The organism is Sphingobium chlorophenolicum, assembly GCF_000722875.1.
Taxonomy (GTDB): Bacteria; Pseudomonadota; Alphaproteobacteria; order Sphingomonadales; family Sphingomonadaceae; genus Sphingobium; species Sphingobium chlorophenolicum.
In genome coordinates this window covers 266,764-288,513 of sequence record NZ_JFHR01000001.1, presented here as the reverse complement: position 1 = coordinate 288,513, position 21,750 = coordinate 266,764, and the positions used below count along the sequence as shown (strand labels likewise).

General features: G+C 63.5%; 19 protein-coding genes and 1 pseudogene. 13 read left to right on the top strand and 7 right to left on the bottom strand.

All coding sequences use genetic code 11. The features are described 5' to 3' along the window. Position 1: 1 nt before the first annotated feature. From rbbA to BV95_RS01375, 3 genes are read right to left on the bottom strand one after another with little or no spacing between them, the layout of a single operon-like run. Entirely contained in the window at positions 2-2,752 is a 2,751-nt protein-coding gene (gene rbbA / locus BV95_RS01385; RefSeq protein ID WP_030538167.1) for a ribosome-associated ATPase/putative transporter RbbA, read from the bottom strand. Beyond that, positions 2,749-3,822 (bottom strand): HlyD family secretion protein, encoded by a 1,074-nt coding sequence (locus BV95_RS01380; protein WP_021246282.1) that lies wholly within the window; start codon positions 3,820-3,822, stop codon positions 2,749-2,751. The genes rbbA and BV95_RS01380 overlap by 4 nt, the downstream gene beginning before the upstream one ends. Further along, positions 3,822-5,234: an efflux transporter outer membrane subunit gene (locus BV95_RS01375; protein WP_232037389.1), complete on the bottom strand. Its 1,413-nt coding sequence runs from the start codon at positions 5,232-5,234 to the stop codon at positions 3,822-3,824. The genes BV95_RS01380 and BV95_RS01375 overlap by 1 nt, the downstream gene beginning before the upstream one ends. Before the next feature lie 157 nt (positions 5,235-5,391). Between BV95_RS01375 and BV95_RS22595 the strand changes: the two genes are divergently transcribed. Then, complete coding sequence (locus BV95_RS22595; protein WP_051749582.1) at positions 5,392-6,150, top strand: TetR/AcrR family transcriptional regulator; 759 nt, start codon at positions 5,392-5,394, stop codon at positions 6,148-6,150. Here the strand turns inward: BV95_RS22595 and lptB are convergent. Continuing rightward, positions 6,140-6,889 carry an LPS export ABC transporter ATP-binding protein gene (gene lptB / locus BV95_RS01365; RefSeq protein ID WP_047169120.1) on the bottom strand — a complete coding sequence of 250 codons (750 nt, stop codon included), beginning with the start codon at positions 6,887-6,889 and terminating at the stop codon, positions 6,140-6,142. The two genes, BV95_RS22595 and lptB, sit on opposite strands and share 11 nt — an antisense overlap. A 515-nt stretch (positions 6,890-7,404) precedes the next feature. Here lptB and BV95_RS01360 point away from each other — a divergent pair. The 7 genes from BV95_RS01360 (at position 7,405) to BV95_RS01330 (ending at position 14,834) form a co-directional block, all read left to right on the top strand. After that, positions 7,405-9,159, top strand: a complete 1,755-nt coding sequence (locus BV95_RS01360) for a PHA/PHB synthase family protein (RefSeq protein ID WP_030090402.1) — start codon at positions 7,405-7,407, stop codon at positions 9,157-9,159. A gap of 3 nt (positions 9,160-9,162) precedes the next feature. Continuing rightward, a complete protein-coding gene (locus BV95_RS01355) occupies positions 9,163-10,584 on the top strand; it encodes a bifunctional enoyl-CoA hydratase/phosphate acetyltransferase (protein ID WP_030090401.1) in 1,422 nt (473 codons plus the stop codon). Then, positions 10,581-11,774, top strand: coding sequence for an acetate/propionate family kinase (locus tag BV95_RS01350; RefSeq protein WP_030090400.1), 1,194 nt, complete (start codon positions 10,581-10,583; stop codon positions 11,772-11,774). Before BV95_RS01355 ends, BV95_RS01350 begins: the two co-directional genes overlap by 4 nt. Further along, positions 11,771-12,994: a phospholipase A gene (locus tag BV95_RS01345; RefSeq protein ID WP_030090399.1), complete on the top strand. Its 1,224-nt coding sequence runs from the start codon at positions 11,771-11,773 to the stop codon at positions 12,992-12,994. The genes BV95_RS01350 and BV95_RS01345 overlap by 4 nt, the downstream gene beginning before the upstream one ends. A 140-nt stretch (positions 12,995-13,134) precedes the next feature. Beyond that, positions 13,135-13,707, top strand: coding sequence for an HdeD family acid-resistance protein (locus BV95_RS01340; RefSeq protein WP_021246274.1), 573 nt, complete (start codon positions 13,135-13,137; stop codon positions 13,705-13,707). A gap of 50 nt (positions 13,708-13,757) precedes the next feature. Further along, positions 13,758-14,168 carry a DUF2147 domain-containing protein gene (locus tag BV95_RS01335; protein WP_021246273.1) on the top strand — a complete coding sequence of 137 codons (411 nt, stop codon included), beginning with the start codon at positions 13,758-13,760 and terminating at the stop codon, positions 14,166-14,168. A gap of 81 nt (positions 14,169-14,249) precedes the next feature. After that, entirely contained in the window at positions 14,250-14,834 is a 585-nt protein-coding gene (locus BV95_RS01330; RefSeq protein WP_021246272.1) for a hypothetical protein, read from the top strand. A gap of 84 nt (positions 14,835-14,918) precedes the next feature. Here BV95_RS01330 and BV95_RS01325 read toward each other — a convergent pair whose 3' ends face one another. Next, the gene (locus BV95_RS01325) at positions 14,919-16,421 is read right to left on the bottom strand and encodes a phospholipase D family protein (protein WP_051743722.1); all 1,503 of its coding nucleotides are present in this window, start codon (positions 16,419-16,421) and stop codon (positions 14,919-14,921) included. A gap of 44 nt (positions 16,422-16,465) precedes the next feature. After that, a complete protein-coding gene (locus BV95_RS01320) occupies positions 16,466-17,323 on the bottom strand; it encodes a universal stress protein (RefSeq protein WP_021690797.1) in 858 nt (285 codons plus the stop codon). A gap of 139 nt (positions 17,324-17,462) precedes the next feature. Between BV95_RS01320 and BV95_RS01315 the strand changes: the two genes are divergently transcribed. Together BV95_RS01315 and BV95_RS22585 are read left to right on the top strand one after the other, a co-directional pair. Next, a complete protein-coding gene (locus BV95_RS01315; protein ID WP_081856543.1) occupies positions 17,463-18,545 on the top strand; it encodes a L,D-transpeptidase in 1,083 nt (360 codons plus the stop codon). 121 nt (positions 18,546-18,666) lie between these two features. Continuing rightward, on the top strand, positions 18,667-19,317 hold the full coding sequence (locus BV95_RS22585) for a hypothetical protein (RefSeq protein WP_051749579.1): 651 nt from the start codon (positions 18,667-18,669) through the stop codon (positions 19,315-19,317). A 28-nt stretch (positions 19,318-19,345) separates the two neighbouring features. Here the strand turns inward: BV95_RS22585 and BV95_RS24005 are convergent. After that, a pseudogene (locus BV95_RS24005) lies at positions 19,346-19,531 on the bottom strand (DUF7079 family protein); the annotation flags it as partial. Between the two features lie 280 nt (positions 19,532-19,811). On the opposite strand from BV95_RS24005, the gene BV95_RS01305 reads away from it, so the two are divergent. The 3 genes from BV95_RS01305 to BV95_RS01295 all read left to right on the top strand — a co-directional run bounded on the left by BV95_RS01305 (position 19,812) and on the right by BV95_RS01295 (position 21,720). Continuing rightward, a complete protein-coding gene (locus BV95_RS01305; protein WP_021246267.1) occupies positions 19,812-20,063 on the top strand; it encodes a hypothetical protein in 252 nt (83 codons plus the stop codon). Positions 20,064-20,256: 193 nt separating this feature from the next. Next, positions 20,257-20,958 (top strand): VIT1/CCC1 transporter family protein, encoded by a 702-nt coding sequence (locus BV95_RS01300; protein ID WP_030538172.1) that lies wholly within the window; start codon positions 20,257-20,259, stop codon positions 20,956-20,958. Between the two features lie 72 nt (positions 20,959-21,030). Further along, entirely contained in the window at positions 21,031-21,720 is a 690-nt protein-coding gene (locus BV95_RS01295) for a cytochrome b/b6 domain-containing protein (RefSeq protein ID WP_030538173.1), read from the top strand. Positions 21,721-21,750: the final 30 nt, after the last annotated feature.

Sequence of the window (21,750 nt, the reverse complement as noted above, 5' to 3'; positions counted from 1 at the left end):
ATCAGCTCTCCTGCTTGCGCAGCAACGCGACACACAGCGCCAGGATGACGGGAAACGTCGCGAACAGCACGAGAAGGTCGGGCCAGAGGTCGGCGAACCCCAGCCCCTTGGAAAAGACGCCGCGGCAGATGGTGACGAACCAGGTCGCGGGATATATCGATCCGATCACCGCGCCCGCCCCCTCGAGCGAGGACACCGGGTTGATCAGGCCGGAAAACTGCACGGCGGGCAGGATCGTGCCGATGGCGGTGGCGAACATCGCGGCAATCTGGCTGCGCATGAAGATGGAGAACAGCAGGCCGATGGCCGTCGCCGACAGCGTATAGAAGAGAGCGCCCAGCGTCATCGCGAGGAAACTGCCCGTCAACGGCACGCCGAACATCGTGACGGCGAGGAACACCAGCAGGACATAGTTCAGCATGGCGAGCGCGACATAGGGAAGCTGCTTGCCCAGCAGGAATTCCACCTTGCTGATCGGCGTCACGTAGAAATTGACGATGGATCCCAGCTCCTTTTCCCGCACCACGCTCAAAGCCGTCAGCATCGCCGGGAACAAGAGCAGCATCATCGGAATCACGGCCGGCGCGATGGCCACAAGGCTTTTCACGTCCGGATTGTAACGATAGCGCAGCTCGATATTGACGAGACCCATCGATGGCCGCGCACCTGTTTCCTGCACGGCCATTTCACTGAGCCAGTGGGCATGCAGGGCCTGGACATAGCCTTGCACGGTCTCAGCCCGCTGCGGCATGGCGCCATCGACCCATACACCGATCTGCACCGGCACGCCCCGGCGCAGGTCGCGCGCGAAATTGGGCGGAATCTCCAGGGCCACGCTCAGTTCGCCCGAGCGCATCCGCCGGTCCAACTGGCTATAGTCGGTGATCGGCGGCCGTTCGATGAAATAGCGCGATCCGGCCAGGTTGAGGACGTAGTTCTCGCTGGTGGTCGTGCCGTCGCGGTCCAGCACGGCGAACGGCAAGTCCTCCACGTCCATGCTGATGCCATAGCCCATGATGAACATCAGGATGACGCTGCCGAGCAGAGCCAGAGTGGCGCGGATGGGATCACGGCGCAATTCCAGCCCTTCGCGCCGGGCATAGCTCATCATCCGGCGCCGCATGAACCATGGGGAGCGGGCCGGTGCAGCCGAAATGTCCTGATCGGCCGCGGCAGGCGCGCCCGCAGGAACCGGATCGTCCCTCTTTTCTGTCGGCGTCTCGCCGCTCGCATCCTGAAGATAGGCGATGAACGCTTCTTCCAGGTCCGCCGCGCCGCGGTTCTCGACAATGGCGGCGGGAGTGTCGCTGACCAGCACCTTGCCCGCATGCATCAGCGATATGCGGTCGCACCGCTCCGCTTCGTTCATGAAGTGCGTGGAAATGAAGATCGTCACCTTGTCGCGCCGGGACAGGTCGATCATCATCTGCCAGAACTGGTCCCGCGCGATCGGATCGACGCCGGACGTCGGTTCATCGAGGATCAGCATTTCCGGCTTGTGGATCATGGCGACGGCTAGGCTGAGCCGCTGGCGCTGGCCCAGCGGCAAGGCGCCGGGCAACGCATCCATGATGCCATCCAGGCCGAACCGCTGCGCCATTTCCCTCACGCGGGCCGGCACGTCTTCGGCGGGAACATGGAAGAGCTGGGCATGCAGCTCGAGGTTCTGCCGGACCGTCAGTTCCGAGTAGAGCGAGAAGGCCTGGCTCATATAGCCGACGCGCCGGCGCGTCGCCATGTCGTCATTCTCGACCTCGCGGCCGAACAGCCAGGCCTGGCCTTCGCTGGCTTTCAGCAGGCCGGTCAGCATCTTCATGGTGGTTGACTTGCCGCAGCCGTTGGAGCCGAGGAATCCAAAGATCTCGCCGCGCTCGATGCGAAAATCGACATGATCGACTGCCGTGAAATCGCCGAAACGCATGGTGAGCCCCTGCGCCTCGATGGCGATCTCGGCCTCGCCGCCGTCGCTGCGCGGCGGAATTTCCACCGGCTTGTGCCCGCGGCGGCGCTCCTCGGGAAGCATCGAGATAAACGCCTGTTCCAGCGACTGTTCGCCGGTGCGTGCATAGAAGTCGGCTGCGGTGCCGGTGGCCAGCACCTTTCCCGCGTCCATCGCGATCAGCCAGTCGAAGCGTTCGGCCTCTTCCATATAGGCCGTGGCGACCAGCACGCTCATGTGCGGGCGGTTCGCGCGGATGCGGTCGATCAGATCCCAGAATTGCGCGCGCGACATGGGATCGACGCCGGTTGTCGGCTCATCCAGCAGCAGGAAATCGGGATCGTGGATGAGCGCGCAGCACAAGCCGAGCTTCTGCTTCATGCCGCCCGAAAGCTTGCCCGCCGGGCGCTTGCGGAACGGCGCGAGGCCCGTGCTTTCGGTGAGGTCGGCAATGCGGCGCTCGCGTTCGGCCGCGTCCTGCCCGAACAACCGCCCGAAGAATTCGAGATTTTCGTCGATGGAGAGCGTAGGATAGAGGTTCTTGCCCAGCCCCTGCGGCATATAGGCGATGCGCGGACACACGGCGTTGCGGTGGCGGGCCTCGGCCATGTCGCCGCCCAGCACCTCGACCCGGCCCTCCTGGATGGCTCGCGCGCCCGCGATCAGGGAAAACAGGCTGGACTTGCCGACGCCGTCCGGGCCGATCATCGCCACCATGCGCCCGGCGGGGATTTCAAGATTCACATCATCGAGCGCCAGCACCTTGCCGTAATGCAGGCTCACGCCCGAAACGCGGGCGACAGCTTCCGTCATTGCGGCACGTTGACGGTCAGTTTCGCGGGCCATTCGGATTTCGGATCGATCCGCACATAGGCCATGCCCGGAAGGCCGGTCTTGACCTGGGTGATATAGCGATCGAGCAACTTGCGATCGATCTGCGCCTTCACGCGGAACATCAGTTTCTGGCGCTCGCTTTGCGTCTCCACCGTCTTGGGCGTGAACTGGGCCACATCGGCAACGAAGCTGACTTTCGCAGGGATCGCACGATCCGGAAGCGCATCGAGCACGATGCGTACATCGCTGCCCAGCGCCACCTTGCCCGCGACCGTTTCCGGCAGGAAGAAGGTCATGTAGACGTCGCCCAGATTGACCAGGTTGAGCACGCGCCCGCCGCCACCCACGACTTCGCCCGGCTGGGCGACGCGATATTGCACGCGGCCGGCCGTCGGCGCCTTGAGGTCGCTGTCGCGGATATCGGCCTCGATCCGCTGGATGGTGGCGCGCACGGCATCGACCTGCGAACGCGCGCCGATCACCTGGTTGCGCGCCGTCGTGATCGCCGCGTCGACGGCCGCGAGTTGGGCGCGAGCGGCCTCCACTGCCGCCGCCGCGCCTTCGACGCGGGCCTGATCGTCATCCCGTTCCTGCACGGCGGTCGCACCTTCTCGCGCCAGCGTTTCCGATCGCGCCAGCCGCTTGCGCGCCGCGTTCAGCTCCGCCTCACGCTGGCGGACGCCGGCGAGAGCCGCCGCCCGGTTGCTCTGCTGCTGCGCGACCTGGCTGGTCGCGATCTGGATGCCGTTCAGCGCCTGCGCCAGTTGCGCTTCGGCTTCGGCCCTCTGGGCACTCAGCACGTCCGTATCCATATGGGCGACGACTTGCCCCGCCTGCACGAACGCGCCTTCGTCGACCAGGATTTCGCGGATGCGGCCGGGCGATTTGGCGGAAACGTCGATTTCAACCGCTTCGATCCGGCCGTTACCGCCGACGATGCCTTCGGGCAAATCGCCGGGCTTGAGCACCTGCCAAAGGAGCAGAGCTACAACGACGAGCGCCGCCGCGATGCCGCCCCTGATGAGCCATGTCTTCCGGGACGCCGTCATCACCTGTGTTCTCCGCCTTGATCGTTGCTGTCGTGGACGACTTCGGCGGGACCCCCGCCAAGCGCCGCGTAGAGGGCTATGCCGCTCGCCAGATGAGCGCGGCGCAACTGGATCAGCGCCTGTTCGGTGTCGAAAAGGTCGCGTTGCGCGTCCAGCACTTCCAGATAGGCCGAACGCCCGTTGTCGAACCGCAACCCGGCCAGCCGAGCCCGTTCGCGCAAGGCGTCCAGCGAGCTGCGCGCGGTGTCGATCCGCAACGCCAGTTGCCGGCGCCGGACCAGCGCGTCGGAAACATCACGAAACGCGCCCTGCACGGTCTTTTCATAGCTGGCCACGGCTTCGACCTGCCGCGCTTTCGCCAGATCGAGGTTGCCGGAAAGGCGGCCCGCATTGAACAGCGGCAGGGCGATCGTCGGGGTGAAGCTCCACGCGCGGCTCCCGTCGCCGAACAGCCCGTCGAGATCGGAACTCGCCGTGCCGAAGGCACCCGTCAGGCTGATATTGGGAAAGAACGCCGCCCGCGCCGCGCCGATATCGGCGTTGGCCGCCCGCAATTGATATTCCGCCGCCACGATATCAGGCCGGTTGACCAGAAGGTCGGAGGGCAAGCCCGGCGGAAGGGCGATATCCGGTCCGGTTTCGGCAAGACCGAGGGGCCCAGGCACGATCTCCACGGGCCGCCCGACCAGCAGCGCCAGCGCGTTGCGGTTCACGTCGCGGTCCTGCTCAAGCGCTTGCAGCGCATCCTGCGCCTGCGCCAGCAGCAACTGCGCCTGGGTCATTTCCAGTTTGGAACCTGAACCAACTTCATAGCGGCGACGCATGATCCGCAGCGAGTCCTCGCGCGTGACGATCGTCCGCCGGGCAAGCGCGAGGCGTTCCTCATATTCGCGCTCCAGCAGATAGCCATTGGCGACCTGCGCGATCAGGCCGGTGGCAACGGCGCGCTTCGCCTCTTCCGTCGCCAGATAACGATTGCGCGCGGCGTCGTTCAGGTTGCGCAGACGGCCCCAGAAATCGATTTCCCAGCTCGCGCTCACCTGCGCGGTGACCTGCTTGATGTCATAGCTCTGCGTGCCTGCGCCCGGCAGGCTGATGATGGAACGACCCCGCGTGCCGGTGCCGACGGCGTTGAGTTCGGGATAGAGCGCCGAGCCCTCGATACGCCAGGCCGCGCGCGCCTGATCGACGCGGGCCGCGGCGATACGGATATCGCGGTTGTTCTCCAGCGCGGCCGCGATCAGCGCACGCAGATGCTCTTCCCGGAAGAAATCATGCCAACCGATCCGCGCGATGGACGCGCCCAGCGCGGCTGGCGCGGGATAGTCCTGCGGCACCGGCTGGGCCGGCCGGACATTGGGCGGCGCGAAGGAACAGCCGGACAGGAAAGATGGCACGATCATCGCCGCCATGACGGCCCGGAACCCGCATAAACGGCCAGTAATATGAGCGCGGCGAGCCATCTAGTCCGGTTCCATTCTGGTTCAAACAGGCGGTACGCCTATGGGCAAGCACCTCTCCGGACTATTAGTATCTACACTTAGTGGTTTTGATATTGCCCGGTATCACTTGCCGATCAAGCGCGAAAGCTGGAATGAAGCAGCGATGGGCCGCGAGCGATTCATGAAAGATGACGGCGCCGCATCGGGAACCGGCTCGCGTCTGCCTGCCCGCGATCCCAGGGGAGGAAGGCCGCCACAGGAGGTCGCAGCCCGGCTTGGACATCATATCCTCGAGACGGCGCTTGCCCAATTCATCGCCGGCGGCGTCGAGGGTACGAGTATGGAAGCTATCGCCGCCGCCGCACAGACATCGAAGCGAACGCTCTATTCCCGCTTCGGCTCAAAGCTCGCCCTGCTCGTCGCCGCCATGGAACACGGCCTTGCCCGCTATCTCGATCCGATCGCGGCATCGGTCCCTCGAGGAAGCACCCGCAAAAAAATCGCCTATATCGCTCGCAGGATGCTCGACCTGTCGCTTCAAGGCGATGTCGTGGGCATCGAAGCGCTCATCATCTGGCTGGCAAACCACAATCCGGGCATGATGCGGGCACAGCCCGCGATCGGCACCCAGTTCGGCATCGATCTGATGCAGACGATCCTTGCCGAGGCGAGCGAACCGAACAGCGAGGAAGCAGGCGATCTTCCGTTCCTCGCTGCTTTTCTCTTCGACGCGCTGGTCACCGTGCCGCGCCAGCGCATCCTGCAGCGCCATGATCTGCACAACACCACCCGGACAAAGGCTGCCTATATCGAGCGAGCGCTCGACCTCATGGCAAAGGCCATTCCGTTCCTGAACGAAGGGCGCGGTAACCGCCTCACATCCTGAAGCCCTCGCCAAGATAGCGATGCCGGACTTCGGGGTTGTCGAGTACCGCTTCTGGGCCGCCCTCGAACAGCATCCTGCCCTGATCGATGATATAGGCCCGCTCGACCAGTTCGAGCATCTCATGCACATTGTGGTCGGTCAGAAGGATCGCCACGCCTTCTCGCTTGAGCTTTCGCACCATCGCCTTGACGTCGGCGATCGACATGGGATCGATGCCCGCGAACGGTTCATCGAGCAGGATAACCGAGGGCGCTGCCGCCATGGCCCTGGCGATCTCGCAGCGCCTGCGTTCCCCGCCGGACAACCGCTGTGCGGGAACGTCGCGAATGTGGGCGATATTGAACTCGGCAAGAAGTTCATCGAGCCGCGCGGCAGCTACATCGCGATCGGCGATATGCAGTTCGAGCACGGCCGCGATATTCTCCGCAGCCGTCATGCCGCGGAAGATCGATCCTTCCTGGGGAAGATAGCCGAGGCCCAGCTTCGCTCTTCGATCCATGGGAAGCGCGGTGACATCCTGACCGCCAATCTCGATCCTGCCGGCATCCACGCTCATCAGGCCGGCAATCGCATAGAAGCAGAGCGTCTTGCCGGCCCCGTTTGGCCCCAGAAGCCCCACGATTTCGCCTGCCCGCACTTCGAGCGCGACATCGTCAAGCACCTTCCGCTTGCCAAAGGACTTCTCGATCCCGGCGATCGAAAGAACCGTCGGCGCGCGCTCGACTGCGACCGGTCCGATTGACGCGGGCGCAAGCGGCTCGCTCTCCGAACGCGCGGCCGGCGATACGAGTTGGGCATCATGCCCGAGATTTCCGCCAAGGTCCCTCAAAAGCCGGGTCAGTACGCGTCTCCATCCCGGCCGGCCAGCACCAGCGCAACCGCTGCCATCATGGCGATCTCGCGGATCATCCATTCTCCTTCAATTTCCCGCAAAATTGCCCGGGATGACGACCGCCGTACACTGTATCTCCAGGCAATGCATCGCCATCGTGAACTATACCTAGTGGCTTTACGCTCAATGATTGAGGCTCCTTTTTCTCCAGCAGGCCATGGCCGAATATCCCCGCGCCCGCGGTTGCGACTGGCCGTCAGACAGCCGTCCGGTCGCAACCAAGCTCCGTGCGGCTTGCATTCTATCTTACCTATGCAGTACCGTTCGGCATAAGAAGAACCGGGAGGGGCGGCCCAAACATCTGCTGTGGAATCCTGTCGGAGAGACGAGGCACCTTCCAGCGGAACTCGGAGTATATAGTCATGGCCACGTCCCCTCCGCCTTCCGACGATCCGCTGGACGGAATCAGCGAAACGCTCGACCGCACGGCATCGGCGGCCATCGCGCAGACGACTTTCGGCCTTTCGCCGGCCACGCTCCTGCTTGCCATGGCCGATTGGGGGATTCATCTCGCCACGTCGCCGGGCAAACAAATGCAGCTTGGCGCCAAGGCCATCCGCAAGCATGCCCGGCTTTTCGACTATCTGCAGCGCCGCATGGAAGACAGCGAGGCCGAACCGGCCATCGAACCATTGCCGCAGGACCGGCGCTTCGCCGATCCCGCCTGGAAAGAATTACCTTTCAATCTCGTCGCTCAGGCCTTCCTGCTCAACCAGCAATGGTGGCACGCCGCGACGACAGGCATTGGCGGTGTCTCGAAACATCATGAAGACATGGTGGAATTCGCCGCACGGCAGATGCTGGACATGCTCGCGCCGACCAACTTTCTCGCCACCAATCCCGTTCTCCAACACAAGATCGCGGAAACAGGTGGCCAATGCCTGGTCGACGGCTTCCGGCACCTGGTCGAGGACATGCAGCACATGGCGCGCGGCCTGCCGCCGGTCGGCGCCGAAGCCTTTCGCGTGGGCGAAAACGTCGCCACTGCCAAAGGCAAGGTCGTCTACCGCAACAAGCTGATCGAACTGATCCAGTATGAACCGACCACGGACACCGTGCGGCCCGAGCCAATCCTGATCGTGCCCGCGTGGATCATGAAATACTATATTCTCGACCTGTCGCCCGAGAACTCGCTGGTCCGCTGGCTGACGGCGCAAGGCTTCACCGTGTTCATGATTTCGTGGCACAATCCCGGCAGTGCCGACCGTGACCTCGACATGGACGCCTACCGGCACCTCGGACCGATGGCGGCGCTCGATGCGGTGACGGCGATCACCGGCGCGACGGGCATCCATGCCATGGGCTATTGCCTTGGCGGCACGCTGCTTTCCATCGCGGCCGCGGCCATGGCGCGCGACGGAGATGACAGGCTCGCCAGCGTCACACTGCTGGCCGCACAGACGGAATTCAGCGAGCCGGGGGAATTGGGCCTGTTTATCGACGAAGGCCAGCTCAACCTGCTGGAGAACATGATGTGGAGCCGGGGCTATCTGGACAGCAGCCAGATGGGCGGCGCCTTCCAGGTCTTGCGTTCCAACGACCTGGTCTGGTCGCGTGTGCTCGCCACCTACCTGATGGGCGAGCGCGAACCGATGAACGACCTCATGGCCTGGAACGCCGACGGCACACGGATGCCCTATGCCATGCACAGCCAGTATCTGCGCCGCCTGTTCCTCGACGACGACCTGGCCGAAGGAAAATACCGGGTGGATGGGCGAACCATCAACCTTGCCTCCATCCGCAAACCGCTGTTCGTGGTCGGAACCGAGCGCGATCATGTCGCGCCGTGGCATTCCGTCCACAAGATCCACCTGCTGACCGGGGCCGAGATCACTTTCGTCCTGACCAGCGGCGGGCACAATGCCGGCATCGTTTCGGAACCGGGCCACAAGGGCCGCCGCTACCGCGTGTTGACCCGCGAGGTCGACGGCACCTCCTACGATCCCGAAGAATGGGCAAGCCGCGCCGAGCAAAAGCAAGGCTCATGGTGGACGGCGTGGGGAGAATGGCTGGCCGCGCGTTCGGGAGAACCTGGTGCGCCGCCGCCCATGGGCGCAGCGGACAAGGGCTATGCGGCGATCGCCGATGCTCCCGGCCATTATGTGCTGGAGCATTGAGCAATGACTGACGGAACCATGATCGAGAACCGCACCTTCGACGAGATAAAAGTGGGCGATACCGCCAGTATCTCGCGCACGCTGACCGAAGAGGACATCCAGCTTTTCGCGCTCGTGTCCGGCGACGTGAACCCGGCGCATATGGACGCCGACTATGCCGCGACCGACATGTTCCGCCGCGTCATCGCGCACGGACTATGGGGCGGCGGTCTCATCTCCGCCGTGCTGGGCACCGAACTGCCCGGCCCCGGCGCGATCTATCTCAGCCAGTCGCTGCAGTTCACGCGGCCGGTAGGCCTTGGCGACACGATCACGGCGTCGGTGACGGTGGCGGAAAAACGCGCGCACCATGATATCCTGTTCGATTGCCGCTGCGTCAACCAGGACGGCGAGGAAGTCATCAGCGGCCAGGCCGAAGTCAAGGCGCCGGCCGAGAAGGTCCGCCGCCCCCGTGCGGCGCTGCCGGAGGTCAGCCTGCGCGACCATGACGGCTACCGCAAGCTGATCGAGATGACCGCCAATGGCGTGCCGGAACCGACGGCGGTGGCTCATCCCTGCAGCGCGGCCGCCATGCTGGCCGCGATTGAAGCCGCCGAAGCCAATCTCATCATGCCGATCCTGGTCGGGCCGGAAGCGAAGATCCGCAAGGCGGCCGAAGACGCCGGCAAGGACATTTCGCCTTTCCGCATCGTATCCGCCGCCCATAGCCACGAAGCGGCGGCAAAGGCCGTGGACCTGGTGCGCGGCGGCGAAGCGAAGCTGTTGATGAAAGGCTCGCTCCATACCGACGAACTGATGGGCGCCATCGTGCGCTCCGCCACGGGCCTGCGGACCGAACGGCGGATCAGCCATGCCTATATCATGGACGTGCCGGGCCATCCGACGCCGCTCATCATCACGGATGCCGCGATCAACATCGCCCCGACGCTCGATGAAAAGGCGGACATCATCCGCAACGCCATCGACCTTGCCCATGTCATCGGCATCGAGAAGCCGAAAGTGGCGATCCTTTCCGCCGTGGAGACGGTCAATCCCGCGATGCAATCCACGCTGGACGCTGCCGCCCTGTGCAAGATGGCGGATCGCGGGCAGATCACGGGCGGCATTCTGGACGGGCCCCTGGCTTTCGACAACGCGATCAGCGAAGCCGCCGCCAAGGAGAAAGGCATCGTCTCGCTGGTGGCGGGCAAGGCCGAAATCCTCGTCGTGCCCAACCTGGAAGCGGGCAATATGCTGGCCAAGCAGTTGACGTTCCTGGGCGGCGCGGACGCGGCGGGCATCGTGATGGGCGCGCGCGTGCCGATCATCCTCACCAGCCGGGCCGACAGCCTGCGCACCCGCCTCGCCTCCTGCGCGGTCGCGGTGCTGATGGCGCGCGCCGCCACCAAGGCCGCGCCCGGCCTGCCGGGAGCGGCGAGCGCATGAAAGCCGTCGTCGCCATCAACTCCGGTTCGTCCAGCATCAAGTTCTCGCTGTTCACGCTCGATGGCCGGGACGGGCTGACGCTCTCGGCAGGCGGCAAGATCGAGAAGATCGGCATCGCGCCCAGCCTGCGGGCCCGCTCCGCGACGGGGGAAACGCTCATCGAGCGGGACTGGCCGGACGGCGCCGCGCTCAGCCATGCCGACCTGCTTATGGACCTCTTCGCCTGGGCAGGAGACCATCCGCTGGAAGGGCGGGACGTGATCGCCATCGGCCATCGCGTGGTGCATGGCGGCCTGGACTTCGTCACGCCCCGCCTGGTCGATGCCGACCTGCTGGACAGGCTGGAAACGCTGTGCCCCCTCGCCCCGCTGCATCAGCCGCACAACCTCGCGGCGATCCGCGCGATCGCGAAGCTGAAACCCGACCTGCCGCAGGTCGCCTGCTTCGATACGGCCTTCCACCACGACAAGCCGGACGTCGCCTCGCGCCTGGCCATCCCGCGCAAGTTCCACGATCAGGGCATCCGCCGCTACGGCTTTCACGGCCTGTCCTATGAATATGTCGCAATGCGTCTCGCGGAGATCGACCCGGCGCTGGCCGCGGGCCGCGTGGTCGCGGCGCACCTGGGCAACGGGGCCAGCCTCTGCGCCATGCGGGACTGCAGGAGCGTCGATACGACCATGGGCTTCACTGCGCTCGACGGCCTGGTGATGGGCACGCGCTGCGGCACTATCGATCCCGGCGTGATCCTGCACTTTCAGCTCCGCATGGGCATGAGCGCGGCCGATGTGGAGGACATGCTTTACCGGCAGTCCGGCCTGCTCGGCGTGTCCGGCCTGTCGAGCGACATGCGGGCGCTCGCGGCCAGCGATGCGCCGGAAGCGGAAGAAGCCATGGCGCTGTTCGCCTGGCGCGCCGCGCGCGAGACGGCCGCGCTCGCCTCGTCGATGGGCGGGCTGGACGGCATCGTCTTCACCGCCGGGATCGGAGAGAACGACGCCGCGATGCGCCAGCGTATCTGCGCACGCCTCGCATGGCTGGGCGTGGAACTCGACGAACAGGCGAACGCTGCCGGCGCCCCGCTTGTCAGCACGCCCGGCAGCCATGTCGCGGTGCGCGTCATTCCCACCGACGAGGAACGGATGATCGCGCTCCACACCTTGCACGTGCTGGGGGAGAATCCATCATGAGGCGCGCGATAAGCCTTGCCACCATCGCGCTTGCCGTCCCTGCCGCGGCTCATGCCGCATCGCCCGTCGAAATCCTGATCAGCGATGCCGGGCAGGAGGACGAAACCGGCGCTGTCCTAGTCGATCTGCGCCTGCTCAATGACAGCGGCGATCCGCAGGGCATGGCCCTTCCGGACCGCATCGAAGCGCAGGTGGAGCAGAGCGGCGTCTCTCGCACCGCCTGGCTGGAGCGCATGGCGACGACGCCTCCAAACCCGATCATTCCACCTGGCGGTTTCACGCGCGCGACCTACCGGCTTGCGCGGAGGACCAATCTGTCGCTGGAAGGCGCCGCGATCTCCGTTCCCGCATGGGGCACGCGGCAGATCACGCTGGCATTGCGGCCCGCGGACCGAGGGGCGCAAATAGCCACGAACACCTCCGCGCAATCCGGGCCTCCCAACGCGCCGGGGTTGGAAAACAAGGCTGTGCCGCCTCCCTCGGACCGGTCGGCGGGCAACGCCTTTTTCGCCAACCTGTCGGCCTATGAACCGATCTATGCTGTCTATGGTCCGGGCACCGACAGCGCCGCACGCATCCAGATCAGCTTCAAATATCAGATTTTCGGAACGAGACGCGCCCAGGGCTTGCCACTTTCCTGGCGCGACGGACTGCATTTTGCCTATACCCAGCGCATGTTCTGGGATCTTGGCGCGGATTCCTCGCCGTTTCGTAACATCGACTATCAGCCGGAACTCTTCTACCTGACCCCTTCAGCTACGTTGACACGCGGCATCTCGCTGAGCGCACAGGGCGGCTTTCGCCATGAATCCAACGGTCGCTCCGGTCTCGATTCCCGCAGCCTCAACACGCTCTATGTGGCGCCGATGGCCGCCTTCCCGCTCGGCGGCGGCTATCGCCTGTCGGTAGCTCCGCGCTTCTCCCTCCTTGTCGGCGACAAATCCGACAATCCCGATATCCGCCGCTACAGAGGCAATAGCTCGCTCTTCCTGGAAGTCGGGAAAGATGACGGCCTACGCCTTACGACATCCACGCGGTTCAGCGTCTCCAGCGGCAAAGGCGCACTCGCCGCCGATTTTTCCTATCCGCTCTCGCGGCTATTGGGCGGGGGACCCGACTTCTATCTCTTCGGCCAGAGCTTCATCGGCTATGGCGAGAATCTGCTCGACTATGATCGCCATACGACCCGTTTTCGTCTGGGCGTGGCACTGGTGCGTTGAAACCCGCCTTCATGCACATCACGCACTTGAGCGACGCCTCCTGCGACATCAGCGCTTCCTGCTCGACTTGAGGTTGCACTCTGGCAATAGTCGACACGCTCACAGCAAAAGTTCCGAGTCACCAAGAAGGAGCCCTTCACATGCCGTCACAATCGAGGCGCTATTCCAGCCCCTATGGTATGGCCGACCCGGCATTGGAGACCAGTTGGGGCTGGGTCCTGGCTTATGGGCTGCTCGTGATCCTGATCGGCGTTTTTGCGCTCCTCAACCCAATCGCGACGGGCTTCGCGACAGGTGTTTTCCTTGCCGTGGCGCTCCTCATATACGGAATACTGGCTATCGCGGCCGGGTTGTCCTCGCTCTCCCGGCGCGCACGCTGGATCGAGATCCTCCTCGGCGTGCTGAGCCTCGTCGCGGCCGCCATCACTTTCTTCAATCCCTTCGCCGGGGCCTTGACGCTCGTCGCGCTGATCGGCGCCTGGTTGCTCATCATCGGCGTTTTCGAAATCGTCGGCGCATTCCAGTCTGCGCATGACCGGGGCTGGCGCCTGCTACTCGGCGTTCTCGACACTGTTCTGGGCGGTCTCCTCCTGTTCAGCGATCCCGCGACCGGACTTGCCTTCCTGGCATTGGCGGTCGGCCTGAGCTTCCTGCTGCGAGGAACCTTCCTCATCATCCTCGCCATGGGTCTGCGCCGCATCGGTAAGCTATAGACTTAGTGCGGCAAGGGTGCCCTGCCCCGAACAACAAAGGAAACGCCAGGATGATCGGAGGATACAAACCGCTTTCGGTCTTGCTCATCCTGGCGGCAACGGTCGGAAATGCTCCGGCATCGAGCATTTCCGGGACTATCTGGCGCAACCCTGCAAACAGTGTGCATATCCGCGCGCAACCGTGCGACGACAGGATGTGCGGTGTCGTCGTCTGGGCTAACGACAAGGCGAAAGCCGATGCGCGCAAGGGCAGCCCGGATCCTCTGGTGGGCGCACAGCTGTTTCGTGATTTCGAGCAGGAGCAGCCCGGCGTGTGGCGCGGCCGCGTTTTCGTGCCCGATATCGGCCGGACCTTCACCGGGCGCGTCACGGTACTCGACAGCAACAGGCTCGAGGCGAACGGCTGCCTCGTCGGGCGCATCGGGTGCCGGTCGCAGATCTGGACGCGCGTCGAGAAGTAGACGCATGGATTGACAGGCTGAAAGACACCTCTCCCATCCGGCTCGCTGACCCTGCGCAAATGCGATAACGCCGAAGGCGAAATGACCGCGTGCCTGATTCTCTTCCTGATCGTCCTTGGTATCAACCTGTTGCCCGCGTTCGGTCCCCCGACATGGTCGATCATCGTTCTCTATGGCCTGACGACCGATCTGCCTGTCGCCTTGATCGTGTTCATTGGCGCGCTCGCGGCCGCTCTTGGACGTTTGCTGCTTGCCTGGGGCTTTCGATTTCTCAAGGACTATTTGCCCGCGAAACAAAAGCGCAACCTCGAAGCAGCGAAAAAAGTCGTCGAGGACCGACCGAAAAGCGCGATTTTCGGGCTCGCGTTGTTCGCGCTCTCTCCGCTTCCCTCGGCGCAACTGTTCGAAGCGGCCGGCCTTGCGGGTATCAGGCTGGGGAAGTTCACAGCAGCGTTTTTCGTCGGGCGTCTCGTCTCCTATTCGATCTATGCCGCGACAGCAGGCGTGATCCGCAAATCGAGCCTGGGTGACGTCTTTACCGAGCGCCTCACCAGTCCGTGGGGCATCGCGATGCAGATCGGCATGATCATCCTGCTTGCTGCGCTCGCCCAGATCGACTGGAGCAGATTTCTGCGCTCCGACAACGATCCGCGCTCAAGCGCATGATCTCAAGGAAACAGGTCCCCGTCGCAGACGGTCCATTCGTCGGCAACACGCAAAATTGAAGACGGCGCCGAAAGCCTGCTTGGGTCAAAGCTGCGATTCCAGCGGCAGAAGGCCAATGGCCTGTGCGGTTAGTCTGCGCCAGAACGAGGCTTCCGGTTCCCGGTCGTATCGGACGGGCACGCCGTTCCGGCTCCCGGCCCATGCCACGTCGCCATCCGACGTCAGACAGACCTCATAGCTGCGGGAGGGCGCGGTATCGCGCTGCCAGATGGCAGCCATCTTCCGGGCCAGGGCCTCGGACTCGAAGAGGACGCCCATTTCCGTGTTGAGGGAAGCCGAACGAGGATCCAGGTTCATCGAGCCGATGAACCCCATATGCCCGTCGGCAGTGAAAGCCTTGGTGTGCAGGCTTGCCCGGCTCGATCCTCGCAGGGAAAAGTCCCGCTCCTGATGCTCGGGGCGCAATTCCCAGAGCTTGATCCCTGCCTCGAGCAGCGGAACACGGTAGCGCGCATAACCGCCATGGACCGCGGCGACATCGGTTGCCGCAAGAGAATTGGTCAGGACCGAGACCGAAACCCCCTTTGCCGCAATCGCGGCGAGCGCCGCCGTGCCTTCCTCGCCGGGGATGAAATAGGGCGAAGTGATTTCAAGCCTTTCCCGCGCCGCATCGAAGACCGGCAGCAGGTCGTGCATCAGCCAGTTCTTGCCCTCCTTGCCCAGCACCTTGCGCGGCGGATCGGCGATCACGCGGGCGGCGCGAGTCCAGTCGGGCCGCGTGGTCTCGGGATCGAGAAGCGAGAGCCGTTTGGCGATGCGCTCCAGATAGGGGCGCGCGGCAGCCTCATTGGCAGCGTTGCTCAATTCGGCGGCGATCCGCGTCAGCGCCGCGCCAGGATCTTTCAAGGGCGAAAGCCTATCGACCGGCAACGCCAGGCCGCTGTTCCAGTAATCGTCGAAGATCTTCTCCGTCTGGGCGACGGCTGGCCCCATCACCAGCACGTCCATGTCGCGGAAATTGGTTTGCGTCGCGGCATCGAAATAGGCGTCGCCGATATTGCGCCCGCCAAGGATGGCAACGCGGCCATCAGCGATCCAGGCCTTGTTGTGCATGCGCCGGGTCACGCTGAAGGCGCGCAGCATCATTTCGATGCCGCGCCGCAAGCCGCCCTGCCGCGCCCGGGTCGGGTTGAAGATACGGATCTCGATATGCGGATGATGCGCCATGGCGATCATCGCATCAGATGTATGGCTGGTGCCGATGTCGTCGATCAGGATCCGCACCCTGACGCCGCGATCGGCCGCGGACAGGGCCTCGGCCAGAAGAAGGCGGCCGGTCAGATCGTCGTGCCAGATGTAATACATCAGATCGAGCGAGCGCTCGACCTTGCGCGCCGACAATCCACGTGCCGCGAAGGCGTCGAGATTCTCGTCCAGCAAAAGCAGGCCGCTCTCACCGGGGTGCGCATCCGTCGTGGCGCCGATACGCTGATCGAGCGGCGTCCGGCCGCGTTCGATCGACAGTGCGTAGGAAGGCTCCCCCTGCGCGCGACTGGCGAACAGGCCGTAGACCCAAGTCGCGAGCATCGACGCCGCGACGAAGCCCAGGCAGGCAAGGATGACGATCCGGATCAGACGGCAGCATCCGCCTGCGGCTGCTGGCGCACGAGCAGGACATCGCAATCGAGACGGCTGAGCAGCGCCCGCGCCGTGCTGCCGAGCACCGCCACCGTCAGGGCCGATCGACCGTGCGTTCCGATCACGGCCAGGTCGGTTTCGCTCAGCTTCACATGATTGCGGACAACCTCGCAAACCTCGCCATAGTCGACATTGATATCCAGCCTGTCGCGTGCGTCGGCGGGCAGATCGGTCCTGTCCAGAAAGGCATCCAGATCATAGGCTATCCTGGCCTGCAGCGCAGCTGCCGGCCCTTCCCGGCCCCGAAGTGCCTCCAGCGGCACGTGATAGGCGTGAACGAGAGTGATCTCGGCAGCGGGGAATGCGGCCATGGCCGTGCGAAGCGCCTGGGCCGAGCAGCCGGAGAAATCGGTTGCGACCAAGACCCGGCGATAGTGGTGCTGGGTCTTTTCCTTCACGATAAGCACCGGCGCATGAGCATGGCGTATCATGCGCTCCACGGTCGTGCCGATCAGGAAATCCCCGATATCGTCATGGCGCGAGATGCCGGTCACGATGAGATCCGCCCCGCATGCGGTTGACGCTTCCAGCACCGCCTGCGAGACGGCGCCGGTGGCGAGGCGTGTCTCGACCGGAATATCCGGGTCCGCCACCTCCGCCCGCAAGCGGGCATGAAGGCGACTCTCGGCGGCCTGCAGTCCGTCGAGCATGTCTGCGGGATCGGGATCCCTCTGAACGTGGAGAAGAACCAGATGTGCGCGCCACTCGCTCGCCAGCTGTATCGCGCGGTCGCGGGCTCGGTCGCAGCGACCGCTAAAATCGGTTGGAAACAGAATCGTTCGCGGGGTCATATCGACGCAACATATCAGCAGTGGTCCGCCAACCAAGGAACGTGTCGCCGTGTATTTGCAGGACGGACAGAAATGTTCTTCGGCAAGGATTCGCTGGCCGTCGCGAAGCAGACCGATATTATGGCCTGATCAGAAGAGGATGGATAAAATCACAACACCAGACATCATATTGCGAACCCCGACGCTCACTGCCGTGGCAACGGCCGGCGCATCCCACGCACCATCGACACGCTTCTCGCGCCGAACGCTTCTTGCCGGCACCATGACTGCCGCGCTCTGCCTGACCGCCGCTCCGATCCGCGCTATGGCGCTTGATCCAGGATCGATCGCGGCGAGCGTGGAAGCGTTACGGCCAGGAGAGTTCCTGTGGGCGCCCGAAGCGGCTCCCGATGGTCCGGTGGTCATCATCGTCAGCCTCGCCAGGCAGCGGGCCTATGTCTATCGCAACGGCGTCCTGATCGGCATCTCGACCGTTTCCACCGGCGCAGCCGGCCACGAAACGCCGACCGGGGTTTTCACCATCCTCCAAAAGAAAGTCGCGCACAGATCGAACCTCTACAATGACGCGCCGATGCCCTACATGCAGCGCCTCACCTGGGACGGGATTGCCATGCACGCCGGCAATCTTCCGGGCTATCCCGCCTCGCACGGATGCATCCGGTTTCCCCTGACGTTCGCCGAGCACCTCTATGATGTCACGCAGCTTGGCCTGACGGTCATCATCACGCAGGCAAGCGAGATTCCGCGCTTTGCCCCAGCTCCCCGTATCCTGCAGGATACGGCCCGGCGCTCGTCGTTCGGGAATGCCTTTTTGACGGTCTGGCAGCCAGAGAAAGCACTCACAGGGCCGATCTCCATAATCGTCAGCGCGGCGGACCAGCGCGCCGTGGTGTTGCGAAACGGCATCGAAATCGGTTCGGCGCCTGTCGCCATCCGCGGCAAGATCTCCGGCCTTCAGGCCTTCAACCTCGCCTCCATCGACGAACACGGGACGCATTGGATGTTCCTCCCTGTATTTGGCGGTGCACAGACGGGGGAAGTCTCGCGGCAGGACCGGGAGCGGCTAATCCTTCCCGAGGACTTCAGACGGGGCCTGCTGTCGGTGCTCAAACCGGGAAGCACGCTGATCGTCACGGCCGATACCCTCGAAAGCGGGAGTACAGGCACATCCCTGACCGTGCTCACGGGCGAGGATGCCCAAGCGGATACAAACGAACGATGACGTTGCGCAATCCCGACTTCGCGTCCATCGCAGCGTCTTACCGCCTGATTCCAAACAGCCCCCTGCCATAATTGCGAAGACCGGCCTAATTACGACATACTCACCAGAGGATTTGACTTCGATGTCCCGATCATTGCGCGTTCCAGTTTCCCTTGCCGCCGCCATCCTGCTGGGGCTGTCCTCGGCGGCTCCGTCACTGGCTGAAACCGCGCCCGCTGCGCCGCCTTCGGCCGACGCCACGGCAATCGCGGTACCCGACGGATTTGAGTTGGCGCCGGACGGCACAACTCTTGTCCACGTGGCCAGCGGCCTGCGCTTCCCGGAGGAATTCGAGGGCTTTACCCGCCTCAGGGAACGGGCATTCGATCCGGGCGGCGAGTATATCGCCATCGGCTACGACCGGCCACTCGGCACCGGCGACGATCGCATCGTGGTGCGGATGGCGGTGGTCCATATCGACCAGATGTCGCCACGCGACCACTATATGATCATGCGTCAGGCTACGATGTCCCATTTTGCCGCGCCGACCATCGTGTCGGAAGGACCGGCGACGATCCCAACCAATCGCCGCCTCAAGGCCTATCGCGGAACTTTCACCGGCTATCGCGACGGCAAACCATGGCGTTCCAGCCTGACGACAGTCGACTATGGCTATTGGAGCGGACGCATGACGGCCGCCTATCCCGAAAGCGAAGCTGCCGAAGCTGAGAAATATCTTGGCGTGCTGCTGGCGGAAATCCGCGCGCAGCGCCCAAAGGCGCCGAAACGGTAGACTGGGGACGATGCCCGCGCGAAACCGCTCACTTTGACGGAGCAAGCAGCGAGAGGAGGCGCCGCCAATCTTGTTCGATCATCCGCCAGCGAAAAACGGCAAGCATGTGGGTCAGCAATCGGGAAAGATAATTCCTTTCCCGTGATCGGGCTACGATTTCGTGGACCTCCCTTTCGGTCCACGGCTTCCATTGTCCAGCGACGGCGATCATGTTCGAGCGGAAGGCCGTATCACTTCATCTCGCAATATACGCTCGGTTTCCGTTATCCGAATGGGGATTGCCGCAGTTATTGAGCGACGCAGTGCAAGTTATCCTTGCCCAGTTCGGCTCCCGTTCCGCTATTTCCTGGGCTGGAAGCTGATGCGGCTTGTAAGCCCCTCTAACGCGCCTCTCACTCATACGCGACGTTCCGCAGCGATCAAAGCGGCCTGATAGGCCGCATCCTCACCCATAATCGCACGCGCTGTCGCGATTAGTTCAGGACTCGCATTACGTGGACGACCCGTATCGAACGGGGGGCTGGATCATATTCGATCGCGAGTTACGTAATTTTTGCAGTCTCTTCACCCCGAAGTTTCGCAAGAAGACGGATTCCGAAATCGATCCCCGCGGTCATGCGAAGGCCAAAGCTGTGAACATAGCCGTCATGCACGTCGAAACCATATTGGAGGCAGCCGTCGAACCGGATGATCTGGAATTGGCGCTGCCTCTCATGAGCCGCCTGCAGGAGGCCATGATCACATGAACTAGGCCGGGTCTCTCCAATCTCTATGGATTCAAGCGTGACGGCCCCTTCACCGAGTGCCGATTTCAGCGTGGTGCGACAAATGTAGACCGATTCAAGTAGGGATTGCTGAGCTATGCCGGCTACCAATCATCGTCAGGGTTTCGTCAGGAAAGACTGTTGAACTTTTTCACGGCATTTTACGAAGGACACCATGAGCCGACTAAGATCCCATCCCGAACGCCATGCGGTGTCACGCATCGGCTGGCTACGCGCGGCAGTGCTGGGAGCCAATGATGGGATCGTTTCGACCGCGAGCCTCATCGTCGGCGTCGCAGCCTCCGGCGCGGGCAAGGCCAATATCCTGGTCGCAGGGATGGCGGCGCTGGTGGCAGGCGCCATGTCGATGGCCGCCGGCGAATATGTCTCGGTCAGCTCTCAGGCGGACACGGAGAATGCCGACCTCGCCCGGGAAAGAGGTGAACTCGCCGTTCAACCGGTGCTCGAGCATCAGGAACTGGCGGACATCTATGTCAAACGCGGTCTGAATGAGGAACTGGCCCGGCAGGTAGCCGACGAACTAATGGCAAAGGATGCGCTGGCCGCGCATGCCCGCGACGAACTCGGCATTTCCGAAGTCGTGACCGCCCGCCCTATCCAGGCCGCGCTCACATCCGCCGCAACTTTCAGCACAGGCGCCCTCATGCCCCTGTTGTTGGTCGCCGTCGTTCCGCATGATAGCCTCGTCGCAATCGAGGTCGCGGCAACCCTGTTGTTTCTCGCACTGCTGGGCGCGCTTGGCGCCTGGGCCGGGGGCGCCCGCCCCATGAAATCAATCCTACGGGTCACATTCTGGGGCGCGCTGGCCCTGGCTGCGACCGCGGGCATCGGGAGGCTGTTCGGAACAGTGGTTTGAACCACGCTGCTCACATCGTCAGGATTCGGTCAGTGAACACCCGTAGCCCTTCCAGCTGGAAAGGCGAACGTGATGACAAATTCTGAATATACAAGGACATTCAAGGTTTGGGACACGCCGCTACGGCTATTCCATTGGCTGCTGGTCCTAGCGATCTCGATCGCGTTTCTCTCTTCCGACGACGATAGTCCGATCGCATCGTGGCATATGGTCGCAGGATGGTCTGCTGCTGCCTTGCTTGCGTTCCGTCTGATCTGGGGCTTCGTCGGAGGCGAGCATGCCCGGTTCGTGAATTTCATTCGGCCAACAGCAATCGCCACCCATGCACGCGACCTTCTAGCTGGCCATCCTCGACGTTCCGTGGGTCATAATCCACTGGGCGCGATCGCAGTCGTGGCGCTGATCGGATTGACCGGAATCGTCATCTGGAGCGGCAGCAGCGTTGCGGCAGGCGGCATGGACAAAGACCTTCATGAAACCCTCGCCTACAGCCTGCTTGCTTTGATCGGGCTTCATGTCGGCGCCGTGCTGTTGATGTCGCTGCTCACCGGCGAAAACCTTGTTCGCGCGATGATCAGCGGCCGCAAGAAGAACAGCCTCTATCCGAATGTGCGTGAGGCTCGGGGACCAGGCTTGTTTGCGGCTCTACTTGGTGCCGCAGCGATCGTTCTGGCAATCATCGCCATTGTCATGGTGGATCCGACCGCCTTCGCGCCGCAGCAACGCCATTCCCATCACGGTTCGCACGAGGAAAGGGATTGAAAACATCGGTTGATGGTCTGGTAGAAAGCT

Excerpts from the sequence above, each read along its gene's own strand:
- BV95_RS01315 (WP_081856543.1), top strand. The coding sequence starts at position 17,463 with ATGGATAAAATCACAACACCAGACATCATATTGCGAACCCCGACGCTC.
- BV95_RS01350 (WP_030090400.1), top strand. The coding sequence starts at position 10,581 with ATGAAAGCCGTCGTCGCCATCAACTCCGGTTCGTCCAGCATCAAGTTC.
- BV95_RS01325 (WP_051743722.1), bottom strand. The coding sequence starts at position 16,421 with ATGCTCGCGACTTGGGTCTACGGCCTGTTCGCCAGTCGCGCGCAGGGG.
- BV95_RS22585 (WP_051749579.1), top strand. The coding sequence starts at position 18,667 with ATGTCCCGATCATTGCGCGTTCCAGTTTCCCTTGCCGCCGCCATCCTG.
- BV95_RS01340 (WP_021246274.1), top strand. The coding sequence starts at position 13,135 with ATGCCGTCACAATCGAGGCGCTATTCCAGCCCCTATGGTATGGCCGAC.
- BV95_RS01300 (WP_030538172.1), top strand. The coding sequence starts at position 20,257 with ATGAGCCGACTAAGATCCCATCCCGAACGCCATGCGGTGTCACGCATC.
- BV95_RS01295 (WP_030538173.1), top strand. The coding sequence starts at position 21,031 with ATGACAAATTCTGAATATACAAGGACATTCAAGGTTTGGGACACGCCG.
- BV95_RS01380 (WP_021246282.1), bottom strand. The coding sequence starts at position 3,822 with ATGACGGCGTCCCGGAAGACATGGCTCATCAGGGGCGGCATCGCGGCG.
- BV95_RS01320 (WP_021690797.1), bottom strand. The coding sequence starts at position 17,323 with ATGACCCCGCGAACGATTCTGTTTCCAACCGATTTTAGCGGTCGCTGC.
- rbbA (WP_030538167.1), bottom strand. The coding sequence starts at position 2,752 with ATGACGGAAGCTGTCGCCCGCGTTTCGGGCGTGAGCCTGCATTACGGC.
- BV95_RS01345 (WP_030090399.1), top strand. The coding sequence starts at position 11,771 with ATGAGGCGCGCGATAAGCCTTGCCACCATCGCGCTTGCCGTCCCTGCC.
- BV95_RS01330 (WP_021246272.1), top strand. The coding sequence starts at position 14,250 with ATGACCGCGTGCCTGATTCTCTTCCTGATCGTCCTTGGTATCAACCTG.
- BV95_RS01360 (WP_030090402.1), top strand. The coding sequence starts at position 7,405 with ATGGCCACGTCCCCTCCGCCTTCCGACGATCCGCTGGACGGAATCAGC.
- BV95_RS01355 (WP_030090401.1), top strand. The coding sequence starts at position 9,163 with ATGACTGACGGAACCATGATCGAGAACCGCACCTTCGACGAGATAAAA.
- BV95_RS01375 (WP_232037389.1), bottom strand. The coding sequence starts at position 5,234 with ATGGCGGCGATGATCGTGCCATCTTTCCTGTCCGGCTGTTCCTTCGCG.
- BV95_RS01335 (WP_021246273.1), top strand. The coding sequence starts at position 13,758 with ATGATCGGAGGATACAAACCGCTTTCGGTCTTGCTCATCCTGGCGGCA.